The organism is Paucibacter sp. TC2R-5 (assembly GCF_025717605.1).
Lineage (GTDB): Bacteria > Pseudomonadota > Gammaproteobacteria > Burkholderiales > Burkholderiaceae_C > Paucibacter_A > Paucibacter_A albus.
The window spans coordinates 283,701-304,989 of the sequence record NZ_JAJIRQ010000008.1 but is presented as its reverse complement, the minus strand read 5'-3'; the positions used below and the strand labels follow the sequence as shown (position 1 = coordinate 304,989).

Here is a 21,289-nt window from a genome sequence, read left to right as displayed (position 1 = left end):
CTCAGTTGCCACGTTGTGCCGCAGCCATCTCTGCGCTGCGGCGGCGCTCTGCCCGTGCAATCAAGTAACTCGCCAGCACCACGCCTATTGCCACCACCACGATGATGACGGTCGCCACCGCATTGATGCTGGGGCTCACACCTAGGCGGGCGCGGTTGAAGATCACCAAGGGCAGGGTCGTCGAGCCCGGGCCGCTCAAGAAGGCCGACAGCACCACGTCGTCCAGCGACAAAGTGAAGGTCAAAAGCCAAGCCGAAAACATCGACTGCGTGATCATCGGCAGCGTGACCAGCAAAAACACCTGCAAGGGCTTGGCGCCTAGGTCCATCGCGGCTTCTTCCAGTTGCGGGTTCAACTCGGACAAGCGCGCTTGAATCACCACCGTGGCATAGGCCATGCCCAGCAGCAGATGGCCGAACCAGATCGTCAGCACACCTTTGGGCAGGCTCCAACCCAGGCTGGCCTCCATCGCGCGCTGCAGCGTCACCAGCATCAGCAGCAGCGACAAGCCAACGATCACCTCGGGCATCACCAGGGGCGCATTGACCATGCCAGCGAAAAGCGTGCGGCCCTTGAAGCGCTTGTACTTGACCAAGGCGAAGGCCGCAAAAGTACCCAAGAGCACCGAGGCGCAGGCGGTCGCAAAGGCAATCTCCATCGAGAGCCTGAGACCCGTCAGCATCTCGGTGTCGCTGCTCAAATCCCGGTACCACTTCAGCGTGAAACCACCCCAGACCGAGGGCAGCTTGGAGTCGTTGAAGGAGTAGACGATCAGCGCCACGATGGGCAGAAAGAGGAAGGCAAAGCCCAGCAGCAACCAGATGCGGCCAAACCAGATCGTCGCCTTGGGGCCGAGCAGCGCGCGTGTTACTCGCGCGTTAGCGGCTTGGGCGCTCATGATTTGCCTCCTGTGCCGGATTGACTCTCAGCTTGATACTTATTGAACAGCGCCAAAGGCACGATGATCAAGAGCACCATCACGACGGCGACGGCCGAGGCCATCGGCCAGTCGTTATTGCTGAAGAACTCATCCCACAGCACGCGGCCAATCATCAGTGTTTGCGGGCCGCCGAGCAGTTCTGGGATGACGAACTCACCGACACAGGGGATGAAAACCAGCATCGCGCCGGCGATGATGCCGGCCTTGGACAGCGGCACCGTGATGCGCCAAAACGCTTGCCAGGGGGTGGCGCCGAGGTCGCTGGCGGCTTCGAGCAAACGCAGATCCATCTTGGCCAAGTTGGCGTACAGCGGCAAGATCATGAAGGGCAGGTAGGTGTAGACCATGCCGATGACCAAGGAAAAGGGCGAGTTCATCAGCTTGCCCGCAGCCGGAATCATGCCGGCGGCCAGCAGCAGTTGGTCGAGCCCCAGACCAATGATGGCCTCGGACACCCAGCCATGCTCGCCCAACAAGCCCTTCCAGGCATAGACACGCAACAAGAAGCTGGTCCAAAACGGCAGCATCACCAGCATCAGCAAAGCCGGTTGCAGCGAGGTCTTGGCCCGCGCCATGAAATAGGCAAAGGGGTAGCCGATGAACAGACAGCCCACCGTCGTGATGGCGGCGTACTTGAGGCTGGCCATATAGGCCTTGACGTAGAGATCGTCCTGGGTGATGAAGACGTAATTGCTGGTCTTGATGGCCAAACGCCAGACACCGTCCGCATAGCTGAGCAGATCCTTGAAATGCACTGTCTCCATCTCGGAGACGCTGATCTTCAAGACGATCAGAAATGGCAGGGCAAAGAAGGCCAGCAGCCAGGCATAGGGCAGGGCGATGACCGCGCTGCGGCCATTTATCCAAGCCTGAAACCAGCTTTGAAGAAACTTTGGGGTCCGCACGATCAAGGGCCTCAGTGCACCAGCACGACTTGTGCCGTGGGGGACCAAGAAGCCCAGACCTGCTGATCCCAAGTCAGCGGGTCGGCCCGGTGACGTGCCAGGTTACTTTCACTGACTTTGATCATCTGCCCGCTGGGCAGCTGCAAGTGGTAGACGGTGAAAGCACCAAAATAGGACAGCTCACGCACCTTGGCGAGCACCTGATTGAACTCACCCTCGGGCTTTTCGCTGCTCAGGCGAATTTTCTCGGGCCGCAGCGCCACGCCGACCGCCATGCCAGCCGTGCCGGTGATGCCGTGGCCGACATAATGTTTGCAATCAGCGCATTCGATGACGACATGGTCTGGCTCGTCGACGGCCAGCGTGCCTTCCATCATATTGACGTTGCCGATGAAGTCAGCGACGAAGCGGGTGGAGGGCGTCTCATAGATATCGGCCGGCGCGCCGATCTGCATGATGCGGCCCTCGCTCATCACCGCGATACGGGTGGCCATGGTCATCGCTTCTTCTTGGTCATGCGTCACCATCACGCAGGTCACGCCGACGCTTTCGATGATATTGACCAGCTCGATCTGCGTTTGTTCGCGCAATTTCTTGTCCAAGGCGCCCAGAGGTTCGTCCAGCAGCAGCAGTTGCGGCTTTTTGGCCAAGCTGCGCGCCAAGGCAACACGTTGCTGTTGACCACCTGAGAGTTGATGAGGCTTGCGCTTGGCGAACTTGCCTAACTGCACCAGCTTGAGCATGGCCTCGACGCGGGCGGCGGTTTCCTCTTTGGGCAGGCCGTCGCGTCTCAGGCCGAAGGCAATGTTGTCCCACACGGTCAGATGCGGGAACAGCGCATAGCTCTGGAACATCATATTGATCGGCCGCGCATAGGGCGGCAGGCCGGCCAGGTCCTGGCCGTTCAAGATGATGCGACCGCTGGTGGGCGTCTCAAAGCCCGCCAGCATGCGTAAGAGCGTCGTCTTGCCGCAGCCTGAAGAACCCAGCAGCGCAAAGATCTCGCCTTTGGCAATGTCGATCGAAACCCTGTCCACGGCGACCGCGCCGCCGCCGAAGTCCTTCACCACGTTGTCGATTTGCAGATAGCTGCTCGTTGCCGTGGAGGCTGCTTGCGCTGCGTTGGCCATCTTTACAGCCCTGTTTTGAAGGATGTGTAGATGCGCGTCATCTGGCGGCGGATGTCGTTGTTGATCGCGTCCGGTGCAGCCATCTTTTTCAGATCGGCCTCGCTCAAGAAGACGCTGGGGTTGTTGGCCACCTCGGGCTTGACGAACTTTTTCGATTCCTTGTTCGGGTTGGCGTAGAACACCTTGTTGCTCAAGGACGCATGGACCTCGGGGCGCAAGATGTAGTTGATGAATTTATGCGCATTGCCGGGGCGCGGTGCGTCCGCCGGGATCACCATCACGTCCATGAAGATGATGCCGCCGGTCTTGGGGATCAGCGCCTGGATGTTTTGGCCGGTTTTGCCGTCAATGGCGCGCTGGCGGGCGATATTGATATCGCCGGAGAAGCCCAGCGCCAGGCAGATCGAGCCATTGGCGAGGTCATTGATATAGCCCGAGCTGCTGAACAGGGTCACATAGGGGCGGATGGATTTCAACAGGGCGGGCACCTGCGCAAAGTCCGCCACCGACTTGGTGTAAGGCGGCTTGCCCAGGTAGTGCAGGGCTGCGGGCACGACCTCGGTGGCCGAGTCCAACATGCTGACGCCGCAGCTCTTGAGCTTGGAGACGTACTCGGGTTTGAATAGGAGGTCCCAGGCGTTCTCGGGCATGGGCGTGCTGCCCAAAGCGGCCTTGACCTTGTCGACATTGATGCCGATGGTGGTGTATCCCCACAGCCAGTTGACGAAGAACTCATTGCCCGGGTCCAGCTTGGCCAACTGGGCCTGCACATCGGGGTCTAGATTCTTGTAGTTGGGGATCTGCGATTTGTCGATCTTGCGCAGCAAGCCGCCATCGGCTTGCAACTTGGCCCAATAGCTGGACGGCACGACGATGTCGTAACCGGTCTTGCCGGCAACCAGCTTGGCGTGGACGATTTCGTTATTGTCGAAATTGTCATAACGCACCTTGATGCCGGTTTCTTTCTCGAAGTTCTTGATCGTGTCTTCGGCGATGTAGTCGGACCAGTTATAGACGTTGAGGACTTTTTCTTCCTCCTGGGCCCGCGCGGCTTGCCCAAACATCAGGGCCAGGGCCGCAGCCCCAACAGAAGTGACGGTGCGAAGCGTGCTCAGTTTCATGGAAATCATCCTCAGCAATTGCAAATGAAAAGTGAATCTCTATCGCTTGACAGTCTAGGCACAGGCGGGTCGCTGCCCATCCGACTAAACCCGCAGATGTGGCGGGCGCGACACCATCGCCGCGCTCCAAGGTCTCGCCTGGTTCAGAGCAAGCCTGATTGACTCAACTCTTCCCAGGTCTGGTCCAGGCAACGCCTGATCAAGCCCATCATTTCGTCGATCTGCGTGCGTGTCATCACCAGCGGCGGTGCCACGATCATGCGGTCGCCCACGGCCCGCATGATCAGGCCGTTAGCGAAACAGTACTTGCGGCAGATCATGCCCACTTCCAACTCACTAGCAAAAGCCGTGCCTGTCGGCTTGTCCGGCGTCTTGCCCTTGACCAACTGAAGCGCGGCCATCATGCCGCAGCTCTGGGTTTCGCCGACCAGCGGGTGCTCGTTCAGCTCGGCAAAGCGCTGTGCCAGGTAGGGGCCGATATCGTCGCGCACATGCTCCACCACATGCTGCTCCCGCAAGAGCTTCAAGTTAGCCAGCGCCACCGCGCAGGCGGTGGGGTGGCCGGAATAGGTGAAGCCATGGTTGAACTCGCCGCCCTCGTCGATCAAGACCTTGGCCACGCGCGCGCCGACCAGCACGCCGCCGAGCGGGATGTAGCCGGAGCTGACACCCTTGGCAAAGGTCATCAGGTCGGGTTTGAAACCCATGGTCTCGCAGCCAAACCAGTTGCCGGTGCGCCCGAAGCCGCAAATCACCTCGTCGCTGACCAAGAGAATGCCGTATTTGTCGCAGATGCGCTGGATCTCGGGCCAGTAGGTCGAGGGCGGCACGATCACGCCGCCGGCCCCTTGCACGGGCTCGCCGATGAAGGCCGCTACCTTGTCGGCGCCTAGGGCCAGAATCTTCTCTTCCAGCCAGCCAGCCGCCTTGAGTCCAAAGTCCTCGCGGCTCATGTCTTGGCCATGTTCGAACCAATGCGGCTGTTCGATATGGGAAATGTTCGGGATGGGCAGGCCGCCTTGTGCGTGCATGCCGCTCATGCCGCCCAGCGAGGCGCCGGCCATGGTGGAACCGTGATAGCCGTTGATGCGGCCGATGATGATCTGGCGCTCGGGGCTTCCTTTCAGATCCCAGAAGCGACGCACCATCCGCACAATCGTGTCGTTACCTTCGGAGCCCGAGCCTGTGAAGAACACATGCTCGAAGCTGGGGGGGCTGATCTCGGCCAGCACCTCGGCCAGCTCGATCGCCGGCATGGTGGCGGTCTGGAAAAAAGCGTTGTAGAAGGGCAGCTCGGCCATCTGCTTGGCCGCCGCCTCGATCAGGCTTTGCTGGCCATAGCCGACATTGACGCACCACAGGCCGCTCATGCCGTCGAGAATTTTGTGGCCCTCGCTGTCCCAGAGGTAGATGTTGTCGGCCTTGCTGATGATGCGCGAGCCTTTTGCTGCCAGGCCTTTGAAGTCGGTGAAGGGGTGGAGGAAATGGCGCGCGTCTGCGGCCTGCCATTCTTGGGTGCTGCGGTTTGACTTGCTCATGATGCTTCCTGTGCTGGGCTTGGCGTTGACTTAGACGTGCAGCAGCAAATGCTCACGCTCCCAGGGCGAGATCACTTTCATGTATTCCGCGTACTCGATCTCTTTGACCTCGGAGTACACGGTCACAAAAGACTCGCCCAGAATCGCGGCTAACTCTTTTTCTGCACGTAGAAGATTGAGCGCCTCGTGCAAGCTGCGCGGCAGCTGGAAGTCGCCCAGATAGGCGTCGCCCTTGCACTCGGGCGCAGGCTCGATTTTGTTTTTGATGCCCAGGTAGCCGCAGGCCAGGGTGGCGGCCAGGGCGACATAGGGGTTGGCGTCGGCGCCGATGACGCGGTTCTCGACCCGGCGTGCAGCAGGGTCGGCCAGCGGCGAGCGGATGCCGACGGTGCGGTTGTCGGTGCCCCATTGGATATTGATAGGCGCGGCGGTAAAGCGGGCCAGCCGGCGGTAGCTGTTCACATAGGGCGCAAACAAGGCCATCGCGGCCGGGATGTATTTCTGCAAGCCGCCGATGTACCAGAAGAACTCTTTGCTGGGGCTGCCGTCCTCATTGCTGAAGAGGTTGCGTCCTGTGGCCTTGTTGATCACGCTTTGGTGCACATGCATGGCGCTGCCGGGCTCGCCGGCAATCGGCTTGGCCATGAAGGTGGCAAACATATCGTGGCGCAGCGCTGCTTCGCGCACCGTGCGTTTGAAGAAGAACACCTCGTCGGCCAAGCCCAGCGGATGGGCGTGGAAGAAGTTGATCTCCATCTGGCCGGCGCCGACCTCATGGATCAAGGTGTCGACATTGAGCTCCATTTTTTCGCAGTAGTCATAGACATCCTCGAACAGCGGATCGAACTCGTTGACGGCGTCGATCGAATAGGCCTGGCGCGAGGTCTCGGCGCGGCCCGAGCGGCCCACCGGCGGCTTGAGCGGCTGGTTCGGGTCGGTGTTGCGCGCGACCAGATAGAACTCCAACTCGGGCGCCACGACCGGGTCCCAGCCCTCGGCCTCGAACAAGCCGCAGACGCGGCGTAGCACCGAGCGCGGCGCAAACGGCACCAGCACGCCATGCCTGTCATAGCAGTCATGAATGATTTGCGCGGTCGGGTCGATGGCCCAGGGTACGAGTCGCGCGGTGGTCGGGTCGGCGCGCAAATGCATATCGCGGTCATTCGGGCTGATGACGTCGTAGTAGGGGCCTTCCTCGGGGAACTCTCCCGTCACGCCCATCGCCACCACCGCCTCGGGCAGGCGCATGCCGCGGTCTTCGGTGAACTTTTGGCGCGGCAAGATCTTGCCGCGCGCCACGCCGGTCAAGTCAGGTACCAGGCATTCGATCTCGGTGACGCGCTGCTGGCGGAACCAGTTTTCCAGTTCGCTGAAAGTGAAATTGCTTCTATCGACCATGGTGTTTCTCCGACTTTTCTTGGGTTCCGCAGAGTGCGGGGAATGATGATGAAAAAGGCGTTGAAACTGGGCGCTAGGTCTCCGGGTCGCGCAAGGAGTCATGGCGCAGCGGATGGATCTGGTCCCGATAGTCTCGGCAGGCTTGGCCGAATGCTTGCAGCAATGCCATCGAGTGCGGGTTCTGGGCCGCCTGCCATTCCGGGTGCCATTGCACGCAGAGCGCAAATTGGCTGCTGTCTGCCACCACGCTGAAGGCTTCCACCAGACCATCCGGTGCCACCGCTTCTATGCGCAGGCCCGTCGCCAAGGTCTTCACACCTTGACCGTGGAGTGAGTTGACTTGAATGTGCGCGTGGCCGAGCAGCGCCTCGAGTTGCCCGCCGGGCAGCACTTGCACCGGATGCGTGTCGGCATAAGCGACTTCATTGGGCTGGCCTTCGGGCGCGCGATGGTCGTGAAGGCCGGCTTGCTCCTGCACCGCCTGATGCAAGCTGCCGCCTAAAGCGACATTGGTTTCTTGAAAGCCTCGACAGACCGCAAACAGGGGCAGGCCGGCGGCGACCGCACGGCGTATCAGCGGCAGCGTCAGCGCGTCGCGCTCGGGGTCCAGCGGCAGGGCGGGGTTGTGTACCGCCTCGCCGAAATGGTCCGGATGCACGTTTGACGGCGAGCCGGTCAAGAAGATGCCGTCGGCCAAGTTGAGCAGCTGGTCCAGATCATCCAGCGCCGAGGAGGGCACGACCAGCGGCAAGCATCCGGCCAGGCGCACGGCGTCGAGGTATTTTTTGCCGGCAATGTGAAACGGGTGGCCATTCAGCGGCAAGTTGCATGCCGGCACCAACACGATGGGTTTTGCCTTGGTTTTTGCGTCGGATGGTTTCAAAACATATCCTTCAGACGGTAATAAGCCATGCCCAAGACCAGTGCCGGCATGCGCATTAGTTTGCCACCCGGAAAGCTGCGGTGGCGCAGTTTCGAGAAACAGTCAAAGCGGCCCGCATCGCCTCGCATGGCCTCGGCCACGACTCGGCCGGCCAAGCCCGTCAAGGCCAGGCCATGGCCCGAGAAGCCCTGCAGATAATAGACATTAGCGTTGGGGCCCAGGCGACCAAAATCGGGCGCGCGGTTCATGGAAATATCAACAAAGCCGCCCCAGACGTAGTCCAACCCCAAACCTTGCAGCTGGGGGAAGGTTGCCAAGATGCGCTGCTGCATGCTGCGCCGTAGGTCACGCGGCGAAGCGGTGCTGTAGCTGACCCGGCCGCCGTAGAGCAAGCGCTGATCGGCAGTCGGGCGGAAGTAGTCGAGCGCGAAATTGGTGTCGCACACCGCCGCACGCGAGGGGATCAAGGCCTTCAGGCGCTCTGCATCCAAAGGCTCGGTGCAGGCAATATAGGTACCGACCGGCATGATGCGCTGGCTCAATGTGGGTGCCAGATCTGGCGCGATTTCTTGCAGATAGACATTGCCCGCCAGCAACACTTGCGCTGCGCGTACCACGCCGTTGGCGGTGCTCAGGCGAACTTGCGGGCCATGCTCAAGCGCGGTCACCGCACTGTGCTCGTAGATCCGCACGCCCAAATCCCGCGCCGCTTGGCACAGGCCCAGGCAATACTTGAGCGGATGCAGATGGCCGGACTCGGCATCGAAACAGCCCGCGGCAAAGCGCGGGCTGGCTATCCAGTCCGGCAACTCTTTGGCGTCAATCCAGCGTTGGGCAAAGCCGTAGTTCTGCGCCATGGCGTCGACGCCGGCTTTCAACTCACCCGCCTTGCGGGCGTTGGTGGCCAAGCTCAGGTAGCCGCTTTGCCATTCGCAATCGATACCGAACTGCTCGCTGCGTTGGCGAATCATCTGAACAGCCTCAAGACTCATGGCCCAGATGCGCTTAGCTTCATCCAGCCCCAGCTGAGCTTCGATCGTGGCTTGGTCGCAAGCCAAACCGGCCAGCGCTTGCCCGCCATTGCGCCCCGAAGCGCCGCCGCCTACTTGGCCTGCTTCCAGCAACACCACGCTCAAGCCGCTGCTCGCCAGCTCGATCGCTGCCGACAAGCCGGCCAAGCCGCCGCCGACGATGGCGACGTCTGCCGTTAAGGCATCTTTGAGCGAGGGATAGGTTTCGAGCCGAGGCGCGGTGGCCGCGTAGTAGCTGTTGCGTGCGAGATTGCGGTCTATGCTGAGCAGACTCATGCGGATGTTTGAAGTGGATAGGGCAGTGCAGCCTTGTTCAAGCGACTCGTTTCAAGGCGGCCCGCACGGTGTCAATGATGTGGTCGATATGCTGTTTCTCGATGATCAGCGGCGGGCTCAGCGCCACGGTATCGCCGGTGGTGCGCACCAGCACGCCCTTTTCCCAGCAATCGAGAAAGACCGAGAAGCCGCGCTTGCCGGGCTCGCCCGGCAGCGGCGCCAACTCGCAGCCACCCACCAGGCCCATATTGCGAATATCGATCACATTTGGCTCGCCCTTCAAGGAATGCAGGGCCTCGGCGAAGTAGCCTTGCATCTCGCTTGCGCGCGTCAGCAAGCCGTCTTCGGCATAGGTGTCCAAGGTGCCCAAGGCCGCCGCGCAGGCGAGCGGGTGGGCCGAGTAGGTGTAGCCGTGGAAGAACTCGATCAAGTGTTCCGGCCCCTGCATAAAGGCATCGTGAATGAACTGCTTGGCAAACACCGCACCCATAGGCACGCAACCATTGGTGAGTCCCTTGGCGACCGTCATCAAATCAGGCGTGACGCCAAAGGTCTGCGCAGCAAACGGATTACCTGTGCGGCCAAAGCCGGTGATGACCTCATCGAAGATCAGCAAGATGCCGTGTTTGTCGCAGATCTCGCGCAGCCGTTGCAGATAACCCTGCGGTGGGATCAGCACGCCGGTCGAGCCGGCGATCGGCTCGACGATCACCGCCGCAATCGTCGAGGCATCGTGCAGCGCGATCAGGTTCTCCAGATCATTGGCAAACTCGGCGCCGTAGGCTGGCTGCCCCTGAGAGAAAGCATTGCGGGCCGGGTCATGGGTGTGGCGGATATGGTCAACGCCGCTCAGCATGGTGCCGAACATCTTGCGATTGCCCACCATGCCGCCGACCGAGATGCCGCCGAAGTTGACGCCGTGATAGCCGCGTTCGCGGCCGATCAGCCGGGTGCGCGCACCTTCGCCGCGCACGCGGTGGTAGGCGATCGCCATCTTCAGCGCGGTTTCTACCGCCTCGGAGCCGGAGTTGGTGAAAAAAGCCTTGTTGAGGCCGGCCGGGGTCAGTTCAACCAGACGCTCGGCCAACTCGAAGGCCTTGGGGTGGGCCATCTGGAAGGGCGGTGCAAAGTCCAGCTCGGCCGCCTGCTTTTGAATCGCTTCGACGATGCGCGGGCGATTGTGGCCGGCATTGACGCACCACAGGCCGGCAATGCCGTCCAGCACTTGGCGGCCTTTGTCGTCGGTGAAATACATGCCGTCGGCGCCGGTGATCAGGCGCGGCGCTTGTTTGAACTGCCGGTTGGCGGTGAAGGGCATCCAATAGGCATCTAACTTGGCGTCTGAGTTGGCCTGTGGTTTGCTGGACATGGGCTCGACCTTGTTTGAGTGTGCGGGCTGTGTGCCCGAATACCTAACAGTCTAGTCAAGCGGCGACGCAATAGGTGAGCGCTTTGCCTGGGCGTAAACCCGATGTTTTGCAATCCGGCGTCATAATTTCGACATCTTCTGGTGGAATATGCGAAATATGAGTTCTGAAGTGAAATTGGATGCGATTGACCGCAATATCTTGAACGAGCTTCAAAAGGACGGCCGGCTGCCCAATGTGGAGTTGGCGCAGCGTGTGCATTTGTCGCCCTCGGCCTGCCTGCGGCGCGTCAAGCACCTGGAAGATGCAGGCGTGATTGCCCAATATGTGGCCTTGGTCAACCCGCGCGCAGTGGGCAAACAAGGCATCAGCTACACCATCATCAATTTGGAGCGCATGACGACGGCGGCTTTGGCCGCCTTTGAGGGTGCGGTGCTGGCCAGCCCGGACATTCTCGACTGCTTTTACGTGGCCGGCACCAACGACTATGTGATCCGCTTCGCTTACAAAGACGCCGAGGACCTGGAGCGCTTTCACACCGATGTATTGATGCAGCTGCCCGAGGTGGCGCGCTCCAACTCGATGTTGGTGCTGCGCACGATCAAACGCACGACGGCGTTCAATCTTTAGACCGCTGATGCCAGGGCGGTGAAGTAGGTCAAGCCGGCCAGCGTGGCGGCCAGGGCCATGGCGGCGTCTTCCACGCGGGAGCTGCGGGCTTGGGGGGCATAGCTGCCTGCGACCCCAGAGCATGCGGAGATGTCCGCAGCTACTTTGCCTTCGCCCGCCATGGGCGAGACGAAGTAATGCTGCGATGTGGCGATGAAATTGCTCAGTGCGAACATGGTGGGGCTCCTTTTGTTGTTGGGGCCGGCCCGGCATGCTGAGGCAATTGCGCTGTAAGCATGCGGGCTGGCTGATCGCTCGGGTGCGTCATTGCTGCACCACTGCCCGCAGTTTCACGAAAATCAGTGAAAACCCTATGACAACATCAAGGGAAAACCCTTATTTTTTCGCCAATCGTGAATTAATGCTGCTATGCAGCATCGCCATCGCCGGAATCAGTTGCACCGCCAACATGCTGGCAAAGATCAGCGCGCAACCGAGCAGGCCGGCAGGCCCCAAGCGATCACCCATCAGGTAGTAGCCAAACAGCGCGGCAAACAGGGTCTCGGACGACAAGATGATGGCCGCGTCGGCTGCGTGTGCGTAGCGCTGCGCCACCACTTGCGCGGTGAAGGCCACGCCCACCGACATCACGCCGGTATAGACCAAGGGCCAAAAAGCCGCTTGCAGCGCGGGCCAGCTGATCGGCTCGGTCAAGCTGGCCCAAGCCAGCGCCAGCACACCACAGACGAAGAACTGGCCGCCGGCGACCAAAAAGGGCGCTTCCATCTTGTCGGCCACGCGGCCCACCAGCACAACATGAAAAGCCCAGGGCAGGGCCGAGCAAATCACCCACAAATCGCCCGCACCGATCTCCAGGCGCTCTGCGCCGGACAACAGAAATGCGCCGACCAGGCAAGTCAAGGCCGCCGGCCAGACCGACCAATGCGGCAGATGGCGCCACAACAGCCAACCCAAGACGGGCACCAGCGGCACATAGAGCGCAGTCAAGAAACCGGCATTGGTGACCGTGGTGCTGACAATGCCGATCTGCTGCATGGCCGCGCCCAGCAGCAGCAGGCAGCCCAAGCCGGCGATCTTGGCGCCGTCAACCGGCCGCAATGGGGGTTGTTGGCGTTGTTGTCGCTGTTTGCGCTGCAGGCTGCGCCATTCCATCCACATCAAGGGAGCGACCACCAGGGTGCCAATCAAAAAGCGCACCCCTGTGAAGGCCATGGGCCCCAGATGCTGCATGCCCTGGCTTTGAGCCACAAAGGCCGAACCCCAGATCAGGGCAATGACGACAAGAAGCAGATTGGCTTGGACACGGGACATGGAGGACAGCTCTTTGGGCGCAACCCGACATTATCGGGCAGGGGCTCAGCCCTGCGCCCAAGCGTCCAGATAGTCCAGTTCTTCCTGGCTGAAGCCCGCTGCCGCACGCGCCCCGCGGTTGAAGGGTGGCCGCAGGCGTGGCGCTTCATAGCGAATCACCAACTCAGGGTAGAGCGTCACCGGGTCAAGCCCTTGCAATTCACACAAGTAGCGATACCAGTGATTGCCGATCAGCACATGGCCGACCTCCTCGCGCAGGATCACATCCAAGATCTCCACGGCCCGCGTATCGCCGGCGCGCGCCAGCTTGGCCTGTAGCGGCGGGGTGGCATCCAGCCCCCGCGCCTCCAGAGTGCGCGGCACCAAGGCCATGCGCGCCAACACATCGCCGGCCGTGCGCTCGGCCATGGTCCACAGGCCGTCATGGGCATCAAAGTCGCCGTAGGAATGGCCCAGGCTCTGCAGGTGCGCGTGCAGCAAATTGAAATGCTGCGCTTCTTCGGCAGCCACCCTGAGCCAGTCCAGGTAAAACTGGCGCGGCATATCGGCAAAACGCCAAACCACATCGAGCGCCAAATTGATGGCATTGAATTCGATGTGCGCGATCGCATGCAGCAGGGCCGCTCGCCCCTCCACCGTGAACGGCGAGCGCTTGGGCACTTGCAGCGCCGACATCAGCTGCGGCTTGGCCGGCCGCCCCGGCACGCCCTCGGGGCGCTCGAACTGCAAGCCCTCATCCAGCGGCAAGCCGGCCAGCACCTGCGCATACAGGGCCTGGGCGGCGGCGGCCTTTTCGGCCGGATCTTGCAAACATAAAACCTTCAGGGCCAGCGAGCGAGTTTCCATCCGCGAATTATCGGGTGGCCGCGTCCGCGCACTTAAAATCAACGTTTTTCGTCGGGGGTTGCATGGCCATCTATCAATTGGACGAACATAGGCCGGAGTTGGCCGACTCGGCCTGGGTGGCCGACAGCGCTGAAGTCATTGGCCGCGTCAGCCTGGGCGCTGAAGTGTCGGTCTGGTTCAAGGCGGTGCTCCGAGGCGATACCGAGCAGCTGACGATCGGCGCTGGCACGAATATCCAGGACGGCTCGGTCCTGCACGCCGATCATGGTTTTCCGCTGGTGCTGGGGCAGGGCGTGACGGTGGGCCATCAATGCATGCTGCATGGCTGCACGGTGGGCGACTACTCGCTGATTGGCATCGGTGCGGTGGTGCTTAACGGGGCGCGCATCGGCAAGCATTGCCTGGTGGGTGCGGGCGCCTTGGTGACCGAGGGTAAGGAATTCCCGGACGGCTCCTTGATCGTGGGCAGCCCGGCCAAGGTGGTGAGGGAGCTGAGTCCAGAGCAAATCGAAGGCCTCAAGGCGAGTGCTGCGCATTACATACAGAACGGCCGGCGCTATGCGCAAGGCCTGAAGAAAGTTGAATCAAATTCCCATGAGTGAACTGCATAAATTCTTGTTCGAAGGTCTGCCGGTGCGCGGTATGTTAGTGCGTTTGACCGACAGCTGGCGTGAGGTCTTGCAGCGCCGCGCGGGCGTAGGCGCGCATCCGCCCGAGCTGCGTGCCTTGCTGGGCGAAATGGCGGCGGCAGCGGTTTTGATGCAGTCCAACATCAAGTTCAACGGCGCTTTGGTGCTGCAGGTGTTTGGCGACGGCCCGGTCAAGCTGGCGGTGGCCGAGGTGCAGCCGGATCTGAGCTTTCGCGCCACGGCCAAAGTCGTCGGCGAGGTGCCTGCGGGCGCGCAGTTAGAGGCGATGCTGAATGTGCATGGGCAAGGCCGATGCGCGATCACGCTCGACCCTAAGGATCGCCTGCCGGGTCAGCAACCCTATCAAGGCGTGGTGCCGCTGCATGGTGACCAGAAAGAGCCGCTGCAAAAGCTCTCCGAAGTCTTGGAACATTACATGCTGCAGTCCGAGCAGTTGGACACCAAGATGGTCTTGTTTGCCAATGACGAGATCGCAGCCGGCTTGTTGATCCAGCGTCTGCCCATGCAAGGCGAGGGCAATCTGGAAGGTCAAGGTGCCCGTAATGAAGATGACATCGGCTTGTCCGATGCCTTCAATCGCATCAGCATCTTGGCCTCGACCTTGACCGCCGAGGAGTTGCTGGGCTTGGACGCCGAGACTGTGCTGCGGCGCCTGTTCTGGGAAGAGTCGGTGCGCCGTTTTGAGCCGCTAACGCCCAAATTCGCCTGCACCTGCTCGCCCGAACGCGTCGGCCAGATGCTCAAGGGCCTGGGTCGCGAGGAGCTGGACTCGGTGCTGGCCGAGCGCGGCAATGTTGAAATTGGCTGCGAGTTCTGCGGGCGTCAATACCATTACGACGCGGTGGATGTGGGCCAGCTCTTCGCCTCGGACCTGGCGCAAGCGGGCGGCAGCGGTACGGTGCAGTAGCGCCTGTCCGTCAGCCATCAATAGCAACTAAGGGATTGACGACTCTCGCCTTGACTGGCAATTTGACGAGCTTGCAAGGCGTGGCCTAACGCCTTGCCCACCTACAGACCCACCTTGGTCTTGGGAGAGCGCGATGTCAGATCCTAAAGGCGGCGGCATACCTTGGGCCAGCGTGGCCGTGCTGGTGGCTTTTGTCGGCAGCACACAGTTGGTGCCCCATGCGTTCGAGCAGCTCCGGCCGGCCGAGAAGGAACGGGCACAAAGCTCGCTCAGTGCCGAGATGGAGGTGGACGCCCGGCTCTGGGAAGATCCTTTCGCCGCCTTGCGGCGCCACGAGCAGGAGCGCGCCGAGCGCTGTGAGCGCGTCGTCAAGACCTCGGGCATCGCGGCCTGCCGCAGCAGCTGGGAAGGCGTGCGGCGCCCCGAAGTGCTGCGCGATCGGCTCGACCGGGACGGGGACAAAGACGTCAGCGAGTCGCTGGTGGTCTTGGCCCTGGTGCCCGGCAATCCCTTTGTTGGCGCAGAAGAAGGGCGGCGACGGACGCGCTATGCCGTGTTGGCGGGTCTGCAAGCACAGGGTTATGTGCCGGACAATGCAGAGCGCATCGGCTTGCTTGAGTTTGACGTCCAGCGCCTGACCAGTGACTGCGAGGCGGCGCGGGCCGCGCGCCGGCATCAAGGTCTCAACGCGCCAGAGGAGCTTGCTTTTGCGGCCTCAGCTCCGTCGGCTTCTGTGTCAACTGCCTCTACGGCGGCTGCGCTCGCTGCCATCAACGATCCCCCGGTCTGCCGCGAGTTGCGCAGGGCCGGCGCGCCCAAGCCGTCCGATAAGGCCAAGTTCACCGTCCCTTACGAGATGTTGGCCAAACGCAATCGCCACCGCGAAGCCGACACGACCGGGCCGCTGCGCCGCTTTGAGCAGGTGGCCTTGTTGTGGGTCGATGAGTCTGCGCTGCCTGACTCCAAGCTCGACGGGCTGGCGCGTATGGTGGACGCCATGTTCGGGCCTGAGTTGGTGGCCAACCGCGCGCCTTGCGTGAAGCCGAGCCGAACCCTGCCGCGCCTGGCCATCATCGGTCCCTCGTCCACCGACGCATTGCGTACTGCGCTGAGCGACCTGCGTCGTGCCAGCGAGGTTTACGCCAAGGACTCGAAGCCGGTTTTTGAGGCCTTGGGTGAGCGTGCCCTTGGTTGTGAGTGCAAGGCCAGTGCAATGTTGACGGGTGGTAGTGCGGCGCTGTCTGTAAGCGAGGGCGAGGGGCCAGGAGATGGCGCGGCGCAAAAACCGCAAGCGCTGCAAAGCAACAAGGCGGAGCCGCGGTTGAGCTGCCCCTTGCTCGCCGACCCTCGGCCGGCCCTGCAGGGCTATCGGCTCTTGGCCGGCGCCAAGATTTTCAACTCGGCCTCCACCGCCTCGAGCAATATGCTGGACGAGCTGCGTAAACAGGACCTGGACGCCTTTTTGAACGAAAAGTTCAACCGCATGCTGGGCGACAGACCGCCAGTGAAAATCGACTTTCAGCGCACCATCAGCACCGATAACGAGTTAATCAAACGTTTGGTGGCCGAGTTGCAGCTGCGCCTGCCGGCCAATGAGCAGCGCCGGCTGGTGGTGGTGGCGGAGCGCGACTCAATTTACTCGCAGTCCTTGGTCAATGAGCTGCAACACCGGCTGAAGGACTTTCACAACCTGAGTTTCGAGCCGGTCTATTTCTTTCGCGGCATTGACGGGGTGACCACCCGGGACGCCGGACGTGAAAGCAATGAGCGAACAGCGGCCAGCAAAGCGACCGCCCTGGAATGGCCGGAAAGCCGCGATCAGCTCGACTATCTGCGCCGCTTGGCTTCTTCATTGAAAGACAGCGAAGCCCCGGGGCGCGCCGGGCCGATCGGGGCGATCGGCATATTGGCCAATGATGTGCACGACAAACTCCTGGTGATGCAGGCGCTGCACGACACCTTCTCGGACAAGGTGTTCTTCACCACCGATATGGATGCACGTTTTTTGCATCCGCGTGTGCAGGCCTTCACGCGCAATTTGATCGTCGCGACCAGCTTGCCCCTGGAGTTCTATCCGCCCAAGCCCGGCATCGTCGACTTGCAGGCCGGCACACCGCCGTTGCGGGACGTCTATCAAACCGCCAGCTATTTGGCCGCCCGGCGCGCCGCCTGCCGCAGCCAGGAGTGCCTGGACGAAGAAAAGCTGGCCGCCCGAGACGCGTTGGACAACCCCTCGCTGTATGAAATAGGCCGCAATGGCGCCGTTCCATTGAGTGGCTATGCCTTGTTGAACCAAACGGGCAGCACAAGCTCGGCGCGACTGATCGTGGCGGCGTTGGTGGCCGGCCTGATGCTGATTGGCCTGCTGGTGTGGCCCTCGACACCTGCCATTCGGCAGGCGCGCATGGCTTATCTGCGCCGGCCGCTGGCGCCCGACGCTTCAGCTGTGCACATGCCGATGAATCTGCCGGCGGTGGTTTTGGTAGCTTTGCACGCAGCGCTGTGTGCCTATGTTTTTTGTTCGCTGATCGAGCTGGTGCGGCCGCAGCAGATGAGCTTTGCGCAGACTTTGATTTTGTCGGCGCTTGCTGCTTTTGCCGCCTTGCTGGCGGTTCTGCCCAGCTTGCTGGCGCAACAGCGCCATGCCGTCGCCTCCGTGGCCGAACAAGAAGCCGGTGTCGACAAGTTGCATATTGCAGTGTTGGCCCTGATTGCCGCCGCCTGGGTTTGGGTGGCTTGGCCAAGCGCCGAAGCCAAGGTCTGCCTGGACTGCGAACCTGTGACATGGTTGCAAGGTGTCAGCGCATGGCCCTCGCAGCTGATTCATTTGTTGGCGCTGATGACAATTCTCTGGACTCTGGATTTTGCTTGGTCCGACACGCTCAGACGCATGCACGAGGATTCGGCCTGGCTGCAGTTGCCGCTACCCAAGGCGCCGGGTGTGTCACGCATCGGCGTGCAAGGATTGCTCAAGGGCTGGTTCAAGCAGGTCAGCATTTCTACCTGGCAGCGGCCCTGCGGAGCAAGCAATGATTTTTTGAGTTTGTGGACGCAGTACGGCGAGCGCGGCGACAGCCGGCCGCGGGCGGCGCGCACCATTGTTTGGTACTTGATCAGCGTGCTGGTGGTCACGGTGCTGTTTTTCGGCCTGAGCGAAGGGCAGGTGCCCGAGGTTCCGGTTCGCGGCTTGGAACATCGCCAATTGGTGCGCGCGACCCTGTACGCTTGCTTGCTGCTCTTGCCTCTGCTGGTGGTGGCCGTGGCTGATGCCACCATGCTGGCCTTCCGCTTTATCGGCCACCTGAACTGCGGACGCTCCGCTTACCCGCAGGCGACGATTGCACATTTCGCCCGGCAGCTGGGTGAGGCCCATGCACCGCTGTGGCAGCGCTTGTTTCCTGTCCGCTTGGAGGAGCGCCCGGGCAGCGCTGCGGCCGTGCCCGGCGCCGCACTGCCTCCGGCAGGGGCCTTCCACTGCTTGCTGGACGACTGGTTGGATGTGCAAGTGGTGGCGCGGCGCACAGCCTATGTGTCGCGCTTGGTGATTGGCCCCTTTCTTGTCCTGGCCTTGCTGGTGGTGGCGCGCAGCCGGCTGTTCGACAACTGGTCGCTGACGCCGGCGATCGCCGTGGCCATCAGTCTCTATCTTGTCTGGCTGATTGTGCTGGCCTCGCTGCTGAAGATTGCCGCCGAGAACACCCGCAAACGCGCATTGGCCAGCATGAATGCCGATCTGCGCTGGCTGGCCGGCAGCCAAGCCGAGATGGCGGTCTTGGTGGAGCCGTTCAAACGTTTGATCGCCTCGGTCGAGAGCAATCAAACCGGTGCTTTTGCCCCCTTGTTCGAGCAGCCCTTGTTGAAGGCCTTGTTGGTGCCCTTGGGCGGCGCCGGTGGTGCTCAGCTGTTTGACTACCTCTTGCTGGCGCGGTGACCCCGTTAGACTGAGACCCTGTTTCTAGGAGTGCGGCATGTTCGGCATCACCGATTACCCGGCCTTTGCCTTGGCCATCATTGTGTTTTTGATGATTCCCGGACCCGGCAACTTGGCCCTGATCACCTCGACCGGCAAAGGTGGCATTCGCGGCGGCATGGCGGCCACCCTGGGCGTGATTGCGGGGGATCAGATTTTGATGTGGCTGGCGGTGGCCGGGGTTGCTGCGCTGCTAACGGCTTACCCGAGCGCCTTTCAAGCGGTGCAGTGCTTGGGCGCGGCCTATCTGGCTTATCTGGGAGCGAAGATGATGCTGGCCAAGCCGGGTAGCGCGCCGCTGCTCAATATTCGGCCCCGCGACTACTTCAAACAGACGGTCTTGATCACCTTGCTCAATCCCAAAGCCATCATTTTCTATATGGCCTTCTTCCCCTTGTTTGTCAGCCCTACAAGGCATCAAGGCTTGCTGACCTTCGCGGCGATGGCGCTGACGATTGCCATGCTGACGTTTCTCTACGGCCTCGTGATGGTCTTGCTGACACATTTTTTGGCCGAGCGCATGCGCGCCAACCCGAGCGTCAGCGTCTGGTTGAACCGTTTGGCGGGTGTTTTTTTGATCGGGTTCGGGGCGAAATTGGTGTTGAGCAAATAGAGCTCAGCGGATTGAGTGCAGTTTGAAAGTGCAAAGACCATGCATATTGGCATCCTGACCGGCGGCGGCGATTGCCCAGGCCTGAATGCGGTCATCCGCGCGGTGACGCTGGCGCTGATCAATCAATGCGGCGCCCGCGTCACCGGCATTCGGCGCGGGTTTTTAGGCTTGCTGGACCGTCAGGTCTTGCCACTGGATGCGGCGGCGGTCAGCGGCATCCTGGCGCAAGGCGGCACTATTTTGGGCACCCACAATCGCTGCGATCCCTTCCACTATTTTGCTGCGGGCGGGGCCGATGTTTCCGCTGAGCTGATCGCTTATGCGAAGGAACTGGGCCTGGACGCCTTGGTGGTCATTGGCGGCGACGGCTCAATGTCGATTGCCGACAAGCTCAGCCGCGCGGGTTTGCCCATCGTCGGCGTGCCCAAGACCATAGACAACGATTTGTGTTTGACGGACCGCAGCTTTGGCTTCGACAGCGCGGTCAGCGTCGTGGCCGAAGCGCTGGATCGCTTGGAGACCACCGCTCGCAGCCATGGCCGCGTGATGATTGCCGAGACGATGGGGCGATATGCCGGCTGGATTGCGCTGGAGGGTGGCATTGCCGGCGCGGCCGACGTGATCCTGATTCCCGAGCTGCCCTATAGCGTTGAGGCGGTGGCGAACGTCTGCCGTCAGCGTGAGCAGTCGGGTGCGGGCCATACGCTGGTCTGCATCGCAGAGGGCGCCCATCCGCGTGATGAAGCCATGGTCGTGAGCCGGACCCTGGCCGACAGCCCCGACCCGCTGCGCCTGGGCGGCGTAGGCGCGGTCTTGGCCCATCAGCTGCAGGCACTGTTGAGCAGCGAGGTGCGCTCCACCTTGCTGGGCCATGTGCAACGCGGTGGTTCACCGACCGCCTTTGATCGAATTCTGGCAACGCAGTTTGGCTGGGCTGCGGCGCAACTGATCAAGCAGGCTCGTTTTGGCCGCATGGTGGTGCTGCAGGGTGCTGAGATGCGAGACGTAGGGTTGGCCGAGGTGGCCGGACGCAACCGGACGGTGCCGCTGGATCACCCCTTGCTACTGGCGGCGCAGGGCTTGGGCTTGTCTTTAGGCCAGGGGTGAATAGGCGCGCTGCAGCACCAAATGCTCGCACTCGGGCACATCGCAGTTCTCGCAAGCCCAGCGCCATGCGGGCTGTGCGTCCTGCCTTTCACTGAGTCGGCTGAATAGGCCGCGTTTGGGGCTGGGTTTGGCCTTCAGGAGTGGCGTGATCACATTCAAGGCCGCATCGACCCGGGCCTGCTCAAGGCCGGCCACGACAGACCAAGCCAGGCCTGCGCCCAACAGGGCGCGTCGAATCAAGGCATCAACCGGCGCCCGCACCTGTGGGCCATCGCGCTGAATGCCGTCGGCCACCCAGGGCAAATCCAAAGCTGTCAGCAAGGTCAGCGCGCAGCGCTTGTGAAAGGCTTGCGCTTGAGCCAGCAGGCTGTCGTCCTGAAAAAGGTACTGGCTGTAGACGGCCGTCATCAGGGCCGTTGTGTCGCAGACAACGATATCGTTGACGCTCGCAGCGGCGTCTATGCGCGCCGTTTGCTCGCTGGCAATGCCGTTTTGCTCGTCGGGGCGCGGTGTGCGGCCTGCCGCCTCGCACCAACTGCGCAGCAGCTCGGGCACGCTGGCGCAACGCAGTCCGGTGGCCTCGGTCAATCGCAGGGTCAGGTCTTGCGCCAGCAGCGACTTGCCGGTGCTTTCAGCGCCTAATATGGCGATCAGCAATGCGCTCAT

Annotated in this window: 19 protein-coding genes; 6 read left to right on the top strand and 13 right to left on the bottom strand. The window is 61.8% G+C overall.

Features of this window, described 5'->3' with window-relative positions; genetic code table 11:
• Position 1: 1 nt before the first annotated feature.
• From LNV08_RS19030 to LNV08_RS18990, 9 genes are all read right to left on the bottom strand, one after another.
• Entirely contained in the window at positions 2–898 is an 897-nt protein-coding gene (locus tag LNV08_RS19030; protein WP_263535319.1) for an ABC transporter permease subunit, read from the bottom strand.
• The gene (locus LNV08_RS19025; protein WP_263535318.1) at positions 895–1,845 is read right to left on the bottom strand and encodes an ABC transporter permease subunit; all 951 of its coding nucleotides are present in this window, start codon (positions 1,843–1,845) and stop codon (positions 895–897) included. The genes LNV08_RS19030 and LNV08_RS19025 overlap by 4 nt, the downstream gene beginning before the upstream one ends.
• An 11-nt stretch (positions 1,846–1,856) precedes the next feature.
• Positions 1,857–2,975 carry an ABC transporter ATP-binding protein gene (locus LNV08_RS19020; protein WP_263535317.1) on the bottom strand — a complete coding sequence of 373 codons (1,119 nt, stop codon included), beginning with the start codon at positions 2,973–2,975 and terminating at the stop codon, positions 1,857–1,859.
• 2 nt (positions 2,976–2,977) lie between these two features.
• Positions 2,978–4,039, bottom strand: a complete 1,062-nt coding sequence (locus LNV08_RS19015; RefSeq protein WP_409993988.1) for a polyamine ABC transporter substrate-binding protein — start codon at positions 4,037–4,039, stop codon at positions 2,978–2,980.
• A gap of 200 nt (positions 4,040–4,239) precedes the next feature.
• Positions 4,240–5,634, bottom strand: a complete 1,395-nt coding sequence (locus tag LNV08_RS19010; protein WP_263535315.1) for an aspartate aminotransferase family protein — start codon at positions 5,632–5,634, stop codon at positions 4,240–4,242.
• A 30-nt stretch (positions 5,635–5,664) separates the two neighbouring features.
• Positions 5,665–7,032, bottom strand: a complete 1,368-nt coding sequence (locus tag LNV08_RS19005; RefSeq protein ID WP_263535314.1) for a glutamine synthetase family protein — start codon at positions 7,030–7,032, stop codon at positions 5,665–5,667.
• Positions 7,033–7,105: 73 nt separating this feature from the next.
• Entirely contained in the window at positions 7,106–7,915 is an 810-nt protein-coding gene (locus LNV08_RS19000) for a gamma-glutamyl-gamma-aminobutyrate hydrolase family protein (protein WP_263535313.1), read from the bottom strand.
• Positions 7,912–9,222 carry an NAD(P)/FAD-dependent oxidoreductase gene (locus tag LNV08_RS18995; RefSeq protein ID WP_263535312.1) on the bottom strand — a complete coding sequence of 437 codons (1,311 nt, stop codon included), beginning with the start codon at positions 9,220–9,222 and terminating at the stop codon, positions 7,912–7,914. The genes LNV08_RS19000 and LNV08_RS18995 overlap by 4 nt, the downstream gene beginning before the upstream one ends.
• Positions 9,223–9,259: 37 nt before the next feature.
• Positions 9,260–10,591, bottom strand: coding sequence for an aspartate aminotransferase family protein (locus LNV08_RS18990; protein ID WP_263535311.1), 1,332 nt, complete (start codon positions 10,589–10,591; stop codon positions 9,260–9,262).
• A 148-nt stretch (positions 10,592–10,739) separates the two neighbouring features.
• On the opposite strand from LNV08_RS18990, the gene LNV08_RS18985 reads away from it, so the two are divergent.
• Positions 10,740–11,219, top strand: a complete 480-nt coding sequence (locus LNV08_RS18985; RefSeq protein WP_414858767.1) for an Lrp/AsnC family transcriptional regulator — start codon at positions 10,740–10,742, stop codon at positions 11,217–11,219.
• Here the strand turns inward: LNV08_RS18985 and LNV08_RS18980 are convergent.
• From LNV08_RS18980 to LNV08_RS18970, 3 genes are all read right to left on the bottom strand, one after another.
• The gene (locus tag LNV08_RS18980) at positions 11,216–11,434 is read right to left on the bottom strand and encodes a hypothetical protein (RefSeq protein WP_263535309.1); all 219 of its coding nucleotides are present in this window, start codon (positions 11,432–11,434) and stop codon (positions 11,216–11,218) included. The two genes, LNV08_RS18985 and LNV08_RS18980, sit on opposite strands and share 4 nt — an antisense overlap.
• Before the next feature lie 160 nt (positions 11,435–11,594).
• The gene (locus tag LNV08_RS18975; RefSeq protein ID WP_263535308.1) at positions 11,595–12,530 is read right to left on the bottom strand and encodes a DMT family transporter; all 936 of its coding nucleotides are present in this window, start codon (positions 12,528–12,530) and stop codon (positions 11,595–11,597) included.
• Between the two features lie 45 nt (positions 12,531–12,575).
• Entirely contained in the window at positions 12,576–13,376 is an 801-nt protein-coding gene (locus tag LNV08_RS18970) for a ferritin-like domain-containing protein (RefSeq protein ID WP_263535307.1), read from the bottom strand.
• 62 nt (positions 13,377–13,438) lie between these two features.
• Between LNV08_RS18970 and LNV08_RS18965 the strand changes: the two genes are divergently transcribed.
• From LNV08_RS18965 to LNV08_RS18945, 5 genes are all read left to right on the top strand, one after another.
• Complete coding sequence (locus LNV08_RS18965) at positions 13,439–13,978, top strand: gamma carbonic anhydrase family protein (RefSeq protein ID WP_263535306.1); 540 nt, start codon at positions 13,439–13,441, stop codon at positions 13,976–13,978.
• Positions 13,971–14,933 carry an Hsp33 family molecular chaperone HslO gene (locus tag LNV08_RS18960; protein WP_263535305.1) on the top strand — a complete coding sequence of 321 codons (963 nt, stop codon included), beginning with the start codon at positions 13,971–13,973 and terminating at the stop codon, positions 14,931–14,933. Before LNV08_RS18965 ends, LNV08_RS18960 begins: the two co-directional genes overlap by 8 nt.
• A 133-nt stretch (positions 14,934–15,066) precedes the next feature.
• Positions 15,067–18,864: a hypothetical protein gene (locus tag LNV08_RS18955; RefSeq protein WP_263535304.1), complete on the top strand. Its 3,798-nt coding sequence runs from the start codon at positions 15,067–15,069 to the stop codon at positions 18,862–18,864.
• 37 nt (positions 18,865–18,901) lie between these two features.
• A complete protein-coding gene (locus LNV08_RS18950) occupies positions 18,902–19,516 on the top strand; it encodes a LysE family transporter (RefSeq protein WP_263535303.1) in 615 nt (204 codons plus the stop codon).
• A 39-nt stretch (positions 19,517–19,555) separates the two neighbouring features.
• The gene (locus LNV08_RS18945; protein ID WP_263535302.1) at positions 19,556–20,623 is read left to right on the top strand and encodes a 6-phosphofructokinase; all 1,068 of its coding nucleotides are present in this window, start codon (positions 19,556–19,558) and stop codon (positions 20,621–20,623) included.
• Here the strand turns inward: LNV08_RS18945 and LNV08_RS18940 are convergent.
• Positions 20,609–21,289 (bottom strand): ATP-binding protein, encoded by a 681-nt coding sequence (locus tag LNV08_RS18940; protein ID WP_263535301.1) that lies wholly within the window; start codon positions 21,287–21,289, stop codon positions 20,609–20,611. The two genes, LNV08_RS18945 and LNV08_RS18940, sit on opposite strands and share 15 nt — an antisense overlap.